Annotated in this window: 5 protein-coding genes; 1 reads left to right on the top strand and 4 read right to left on the bottom strand. The window is 41.7% G+C overall.

Translation table 11 applies throughout. The features are described 5' to 3' along the window. From Q3A68_RS22275 to Q3A68_RS22260, 4 genes are all read right to left on the bottom strand, one after another. Positions 1-299, bottom strand: a 299-nt coding sequence (locus Q3A68_RS22275; RefSeq protein WP_302903356.1) for a transposase, incomplete at its 3' end; no start/stop codon positions are given. A 106-nt stretch (positions 300-405) separates the two neighbouring features. Beyond that, positions 406-1,500, bottom strand: coding sequence for a YncE family protein (locus tag Q3A68_RS22270; protein ID WP_302903355.1), 1,095 nt, complete (start codon positions 1,498-1,500; stop codon positions 406-408). Between the two features lie 67 nt (positions 1,501-1,567). Then, on the bottom strand, positions 1,568-2,242 hold the full coding sequence (locus tag Q3A68_RS22265) for a cytochrome b/b6 domain-containing protein (RefSeq protein WP_302903354.1): 675 nt from the start codon (positions 2,240-2,242) through the stop codon (positions 1,568-1,570). A gap of 115 nt (positions 2,243-2,357) precedes the next feature. Further along, positions 2,358-3,383, bottom strand: coding sequence for a hypothetical protein (locus tag Q3A68_RS22260; RefSeq protein ID WP_302903353.1), 1,026 nt, complete (start codon positions 3,381-3,383; stop codon positions 2,358-2,360). Between the two features lie 406 nt (positions 3,384-3,789). Between Q3A68_RS22260 and Q3A68_RS22255 the strand changes: the two genes are divergently transcribed. Further along, a complete protein-coding gene (locus Q3A68_RS22255) occupies positions 3,790-6,966 on the top strand; it encodes a SusC/RagA family TonB-linked outer membrane protein (RefSeq protein WP_302903352.1) in 3,177 nt (1,058 codons plus the stop codon). The last annotated feature ends 21 nt before the right edge of the window (positions 6,967-6,987 follow it).

Genomic DNA, 6,987 nt, shown 5'->3' with positions numbered 1-6,987 from the left:
TTCTGTTCCTCCAGGAAAGCTTTTTGCTTCTCTAACAACTTAACCTTTGCTTCCAACTCCAGGATCTTTTGTTCAGGCGTCTTTGGCATATGGGAGGGCGTTTGATTAACCCAATCAAAGTTACCATATTTTCGCAACCATGCCACTACAGTCGACCGGGCTTGGATCCCATATTTTCTAACTGCTCCTGTAGCAGTTAATTCACCCTGCTCAATCTCTAAAACAACTTGATGTTTAAAGGATAAGGAATAATCCTTTTGACTACGCTTAGTGTAATCGAATACTTTCTTTTTTTCCATAGCGATTCTTTTTGTGTATCGCTATATCAGGACCAGACAGGATTTACATTAAAAAATAGCCTCATTAAAACCGATGAGGCTTTTTTTGACTCGTACGGGCGATGAACTATTGTCTAACTGCCCATGCTAAACCGTCCGGCCCACCGCCCACATCGATATGCCCTGCCACTTCCAGTTTCTTCAAATCGATCACCGCAACATAATTATCAGCTGTGCAGCCAATAAAAGCACGTGAACCGTCAGGATCCATCAATATACCTGCTGCACCGTGACCAATGTTCACTTTCTTCACTTCTTTGTGCGACGCCGCATCATACACCACAATATCACCATTTCTAAGGCTTGAGATCAGCACTAATTTACCATCTGGCGTAAACTCCAAACGATTAGCGCCAAGAACTTTGGCATCAATCTTATCAATCACTTTTTTTGTGCCCAAATCGATAACAGCTATCGTTCCCTCATCGGAGGCTGCGGTCCACAACTGCTTACCATCGGGTGATACATCAAAGCCTTCTGATCCCCTTGAGACCGGGATAATAGTTTGTACCCAATCCTTCCGGGGTTGTGGTCTGAATCTCGGCGGCGGTGGGGAACCTGCAGGCGGCGTTGCTCCAGCTGGTGGGTTTGCACCGGCCGGCGGCCCCCCTGGTTGAATTAACGTGTCTGCCAATATGCTGACCGTTCCCGAACTCACATTGGTGGTGTATATCTTATTAGCATCCGGTGTTACGTAGATCATATGCGTCCTATCCTGCCCTGTTCCCATAGCCCAATCGAGCTGATTGGTTGCCGGATCAAGCCGAACTACCGATTTTGAACCCTCAGCAGTAAACCACACTTTCCCCGCTGCGAATGTTATGCCATGCGGACCGAAGAAGGGCTTAGTATCAATACTTGGCAATGCTTTCTGATTAACCAGGTCGATCACCTTGATCTCGTGCAAAGAACCTCCACCATAAATAGTAACGTAAGCCGTCTTGCCATCCGATGATGCGATCACTTCATGTGGATCGGTTCCTACCGGCACTTTTGCTAGAACTTTCAAAGTAGCCGGATCCACTATTGCAAGTGTATGATCAGCTTTTGATAATGCAAGCAACGTACTCTTTGGAGTTGACTGTGCGGAACATGCAATTGCCGAAAGGTTTAGTGCTGTTGCTAAGATTATTCCTGGCAAAACGAGTTTCCTATTTTTCATGGTTTAGTGATTAAGTAGCTGTGATCTTAGTTTCAAATTTGAGAAATATTAAAATGTTTTAATCAGTTTATTCAGCATTTATTCCGCCATTGATCATATCTGAGACAATGCCCTTGTGACCTTTCCGTTCGCCAATTACAACGCCTGCAACGTGCACAATTATAAATCCGATAATGAGATACATCGTAAACCCATGTATCTCTTTGATAAAATGCATCTGCCTGAGTGCTGGTATGTTATCTCGAAAAGCAAGGCATAAACCGGTTACCACCATCACTATCAGCAAAACATAAAACACGGCATAAAGTGTTTTAATCAGCATTTCGTTTCGTGAAGAAATCCTGTCTTCTTGCCGGGACAAGAATGATTTTCGTGCCGTTTTGAACTTGCGTATCAGTTTCTGATCAGCCAATTCAAAAAACTCCAGTATGATCCTGAATAAGTACAGGCCAGCCAGCGCATAGCCTAAGTAAGTGTGTACTGCCCATACTTTATCACTTAAAGCAAATGCGACTGATCTGGCCTGATCTTCTGATACCTCAACTCCCTTTTCTTTTAGCTTATCTGCTATTAATGAAGCATTGGTCCATGCTTTCATAACAGTGGAGTTAATCAACACTGTAACCAAAGATCCAGTGATGATAATTGCATTTAACCAATGCCAAATGCGTATTGAGGAGGAATATTTTTTTATGTGGGTTGCTTCTGCTTCTGCAACCTGGGCCGTTGCTACTAATTCCATATGATATATTTAATTATCTAACACGAAGAAAAGGCATATCTGAAAAGTATGAAAACCAAATAGACCGGGAGAGACAATCAGTCGACGGAAAGAGTTTATTTGAAGATGAGCATTTTCAGACGTTAACCAGGTTCTTCACGTCATGCAGCTTACGGCAACTATTAGTCGTTATTATGTTGTTGGAGGTATGTTTAAAATAGTTGACAATGATTGCCTCTTCAGTCTCCGACAAGAATTCATTGTCGAAGCTTATCTCGGTTTCCGGGATGTTATCAAAATGCTTGTCACCGCCGGTTTGTTTTACCAGGATATTCTTCAAAGCTACCGGCCGCCGGTTCCTTACGCTAACAGTAGTGCTCACGCCAAACAATACTTCGGGTTTGGTTTCAAGGCCAATGTTAAAAACATATTGCTCCATTTCTTCAAAGTCGAGGTTCTGGCAGTTGATATACAGGCACCCGTCACGTATGCCTATTACTTTGCCACTATAACGATGCCCCTCGGAAACAGATCTCACGACGATTTGCCCGTTGTCGAGCTCTTTTAAAACAAATGGTGTTTTTACAATATTCCGGCTGCCATCAGTTTTTGGATAATAAAGGAAGTAATTACCCAGGTAATAGCTTTTTACTATAGCCAGCGAGGATCGGCTAAAGCCGTTCCCTGAAAATGAGAGCCGTGACAGACTATTACTATAAGTGTCCACCCGGTGATCAGGTGTCTTTTGCCAATCATCCCATTCAGTAAAAGGGATTTGTAGAAATGCGGTCAAGGCATTTACCTTTACGTATTTGGCATCGCCCCCACTCCAATAGCTTTGCAAGGTTTTACCACTTATCCAGTTAAAAACACGGTACTCGCCCAAAGCACCCAGGTATTTAATGAAATCGTAGATATGACTTGCCCGCATACTACGCATTTGTTTTTCGAGATTATGCTTACCAATAATCAGATTCATCTCTACCAGGTCGGGATTAACCAGCACTTCTTTAGTGATCTGCCGGCTGATCACTTTAGCTACCAGATTAAAATGCGTGCGCGTAAAGCCTTCCCACCTATTGCCTTTGTTTTTGCTTTTCAGGGTATTTACAATATCCGGATGTTCTTCAATAGCTATCTTTAATTTTTCTGTTAATTGCATATATTAATTCACAGGTATTTGTTGTAATAAATTACGCAGATTTCATTTCCGATCAGTTCTTAAATGCTCATTCGCAGCGCTTAAAACAGGCAAAATCCATATTTTAACTTTTGTCAAACATTTGACCGATAAATATACTTAAATCTGACCAAGTATAACACACTATAAATCAAGTATTAGAAAATAATTTCAATTTATTTTTTGACTTATATTTTTACTCATTTGACTTAATGATATTTAGGATCATAAAATGTTACCTGTACCTTTTCCAAAAAAGGGGATTTGTTAAGCACGGTCGCGAAGGGTTTCGGAACAATCAGGTAACATCGGTTTTACATAAATACTAATCCATTTTTATCGATTAATTTTAAATAAAGAAACCTCCATTAACCATTAAGTCCCTCACATGAAGCAAACTCTACGTTTATTATCCATGCTTTTAATAACCTGGCTCTGTAGCATATCGCCTCAGGCGCTTTTTGCGCAAGACCACGTATTAAAAGGTGTCGTTAAAGACAACCAGGGAAATCCCCTGCCGGGTGTGTCTATTCTAATTAAGGGCACCAACCAGGGGATCGCCACCTCTGCCAATGGCACATTCTCACTTATGCTAAGTGGTTCAGGTAATGTGTTGCAGATATCTTCCGCCGGTTATGAAAAAAAGAGTGTTGAAATTAAAGGCGAAAGCAGTATTGTAATAGTATTAGAAGAATCAAAAGCTGAACTAAAGGAAGTGGTAGTAGTAGGTTACGGTACGCAGAAGAAAAGTGAAGTTACCGGGGCTATATCTTCGATCAAAAACAAAGAGTTTAAAGATCAGCCTGTATCCAACCTGGCGGCCAGCATCGAGGGTAAATTATCAGGTATTAATGTAACGCAGCCATCCGGTACTCCCGGAGCGGGGCTATTAGTTAGCATCCGCGGCGCACAAAACCCTTTATACGTAGTAGATGGTGTGCCAATGGAAAGCGAAAGCAATTCATCATTAGGGACTTCTTATAATCTTTCAGGGCAATCAGTAGGCAGCGGGCAGAATATCAGCTCCATTTCTGATATCAATCCGGATGATATCGAGTCTATTGAAATATTAAAGGATGCCTCAAAAGCTATTTACGGCTCCCGTGCAGCAAACGGTGTGGTACTGATCACCACCAAACGGGGTAAAGCAGGCAAAACAGCATTTGATTTTAATGCAAACTATGGATCGCAGACTGTTGCCAAAAAGATCCCATTTCTTAATTCGCAGCAGTTTTATAACCTGACCAACACCGCCATAAAAAATGATATTTGGGTATACAATAATGATATTGCCACAAATAATCCTAATCCGCATTTCTCCTTGTCTGACATGCAATCTGTAGGTATTATGGATTCCAATGGCAACCCTATACCTGACCCGGCAGCACCATACTATGATCTCTCAAGCGGCATCAACACCAATTGGGAGAACGAAATATTCAGGACCGCACCGGTTGTGAACTATGAATTATCGGCCCGCGGAGGTGACGAAAAAACCAAATTTTTCGTCGGCGGTGGTTATTTTGACCAGGACGGCATCATCATTAACAATTATTTCAAGCGCTATAATTTCCGCGCCAATATTGATAACCAGGCTACTGACCGAATCACATTTGGCACAAATGTCAGTGCCTCGTATTCAGATAATAAACGCAGTTTCAACGACAATACTTATACCGGTATTGTAACCAACGCTTTAGGCGCATCACCTCTTATGCCGGTTTATTCATCGCCCGGCGTGTATGCCAATTTTGGCGATTACCAGGCTTACTGGCTGTCTGATAACCCGGTAAAATCAGCTAAAGAAATTAATGCCCACACCTATTCCGATCGTTTTATAGCATCAGTTTATGGAGAGTATAAGATCACTAAGGATTTTAAATTCAGAAGTACATGGTCGGTAGATTATAATAGTGTTAACGATAACCAGTATTTCTCAGCGCTGACTGTAGACGCACAAACCGATGGCGGTAAGTTATTACTCGGCGAAAACAAGCACTTTACCTGGTTGAACGAAAACATATTTTCCTACCAGCATTCGTTTGGTAAAAACAATCTGACACTATTGGGCGGCTTTTCCCAACAGCAAACCCAAATACAGCAACAGGCAACCAAAGGCATAGGCTTTCCGCAAACAGGGGGGGTACAGAACATCAACAACGCCGCACTATCAACCAATATTCCGGTTCTTTATCCAAAGATATACTCCGATCTTAACTCATTCATTTCACGCGTCAATTATGACTATGATAACAAGTATTTGCTGGCTGTTATCATGCGTGCTGATGGTTCGTCAAAATTTGAAAAAGGCCACCAGTGGGGCTATTTCCCTTCTGTTTCTGCGGGCTGGAATATCTCGAATGAAAGTTTTTTAGCCAATAACAAATTTATTAATGCCTTAAAACTACGTGCCAGCTACGGGCTATCAGGTCAACAGGATAATGTGCCTGATTATTTGAACTATGCTTACTGGGGTACAGCAAAATATAACGGAAGCTCTGGTTTTGTACCAATTAATTTATTGCCATCAACTCCACTGACATGGCAGGTAAACACAATTTTTAACATAGGTACCGATTTTGAATTATTCAATCACTTCCTGAACGGATCGATAGAATATTTTATCTCCAACCAAACCAAACTGTTAAATCCTGCACAAGTGGAGGGCACAACAGGGTTCCAAACCGTTTTCACTAACTCAGGGAAAATTCAGGATAAGGGTTTGGAGATACAGCTGACCACCAACAATATTAAAACTGACAAGTTTAGCTGGACCAGCTCTTTTAATATCTCTTTTTTAAAGAATACTATTAAATCTTTGTCGGTTGACAACCAGTTAATCAGTTCTTATAATGACCAATCGCCAACAAACATTTTGAAAGTAGGGCAACCGGTTGGGACATTTATTGGTGTACGTTTTGCCGGGGTTGATCCTGCTAACGGTGATGCTTTATACTATGCCGCCGATGGCACAAAAGAGCGCGCGGATCAGGTAAACTTTACCCGCGACGAAAATATTATAGGAAATGCCAGGCCTAAATTCTTTGGTGGCTTTACCAATAACTTTAAGTATAGGAAGTTTGACCTGATGATAGCTACGCAGTTCTCCTATGGCAATAAAGTGTTTAACCTAATCCGGACTACTTATGAGAGCCTTGGCTGGAGCAGTGGTTCAACACCAAGTGGTGCTTATCTTGGAGGAGTTTATGCCAACAATGACACCAGAGTTCTAAAGGCATGGTCTCACCCCGGGCAGGTAACCAACATTCCCCGGGCTTCATTCCTGTTGCAAAACTATTTTCCAAACTCAGACGAGTTTTTAGAAAATGGCTCTTTTCTGAAAGTACGCACTGTTAATCTGGGCTATACTATTGATAAAACCAAATATTTTAACAGTGTGAGGATTTATGTACAAGCCGAGAACCTATTTACTGTAACCAAATACATCGGTTTTGATCCGGAAGTAAGCTCGACAGGTGGTGGTAATGATGCAACAGCAGGGATTGATTATGCGGCTTATCCACCCGCCCGGACTTTCAGTGTAGGTGTTGATTTGAGGTTTTAAACAAGATTTAATCGCAGGAAA

Source organism: Mucilaginibacter tolerans (genome assembly GCF_030519375.1).
GTDB lineage: Bacteria > Bacteroidota > Bacteroidia > Sphingobacteriales > Sphingobacteriaceae > Mucilaginibacter.
The sequence above is the reverse complement of the archived record's forward strand: the minus strand, read 5'-3'. Positions and strand labels throughout refer to the sequence as shown.

Coding starts and splice junctions, on each gene's coding strand:
- Q3A68_RS22265 (WP_302903354.1), bottom strand. CDS start 2,242: ATGGAATTAGTAGCAACGGCCCAGGTTGCAGAAGCAGAAGCAACCCAC.
- Q3A68_RS22260 (WP_302903353.1), bottom strand. CDS start 3,383: ATGCAATTAACAGAAAAATTAAAGATAGCTATTGAAGAACATCCGGAT.
- Q3A68_RS22255 (WP_302903352.1), top strand. CDS start 3,790: ATGAAGCAAACTCTACGTTTATTATCCATGCTTTTAATAACCTGGCTC.
- Q3A68_RS22270 (WP_302903355.1), bottom strand. CDS start 1,500: ATGAAAAATAGGAAACTCGTTTTGCCAGGAATAATCTTAGCAACAGCA.